General features: G+C 77.5%; 1 pseudogene. It reads right to left on the bottom strand.

The window, feature by feature from the left end:
* Positions 1–641, bottom strand: a pseudogene (locus MXD58_RS26145) (hypothetical protein); the annotation flags it as partial.
* Positions 642–728: the final 87 nt, after the last annotated feature.

Raw genomic sequence — 728 nt, 5'->3', positions numbered from 1 at the left:
GGGCGGCGGCGCCCGCCGACCGAGCGGGCGAGGGCGAGGGCCGTCGCCGCCACCCCGGCGAGCAGTCCGAGCCCGAGCAACGGCAGCGGCGGGTACGACAGCCGGGACCAGGCGGCGAGCAGGCCGGCGGGAGCGTGCACGGTGGTCGCCACGAAATAGCCGTCGTCGGCGTGCGGGTCGGCCGGCCGCAGCGCGTTCGTCGTCGTGGTCGGCAGTTCCCAGGTGTCCGCCCGGGAGGTCTTCGCGGTCTCGTGCGGCACGGGCGAGAGATAGCCCGCAAGGTAGCGCAGCGAGGAGGTCACGAGCATCCACGGCTGTTCGCGCGCGGCCTGGTGGGCGAACTCGGCGGCGAGGTCCTCGCGGCCCGCCGGGATCACCCGGTGGCCCTGGCGCAACGGCGAGTCGGCTGGCCAGAGGTACCGCACCGGCGCGCCGCGCTGGGCCACGGGCCGCGCGTCGCACAGGGACCGCAGGTCGGGGCGGGAGAAGGAGGCACAGTCGACGAACGGCGCGACCCGGCCATACAGGAAGAACCCGGAGTGCGCCGACACGGTGAAGCCCTTGCCCTCGGACGCGCTCCAGCCCGCGTAGGCGCCGATCGGCGCGGCGGCGGCCAGCACGAACGCGGCCAGCGGCAGCACGGCGCGGGCACGGTCCCGAGAGCCCGCCCACCGCGGGCGTGGGCGGGGCGGCGTCCCCGGTCCGGGCCGGGCGGCCGGGTCCTGGAC

It is taken from the genome of Frankia sp. AgKG'84/4 (assembly GCF_023242965.2).
Lineage (GTDB): Bacteria > Actinomycetota > Actinomycetes > Frankiales > Frankiaceae > Frankia.
The sequence above is the reverse complement of the archived record's forward strand: the minus strand, read 5'-3'. Positions and strand labels throughout refer to the sequence as shown.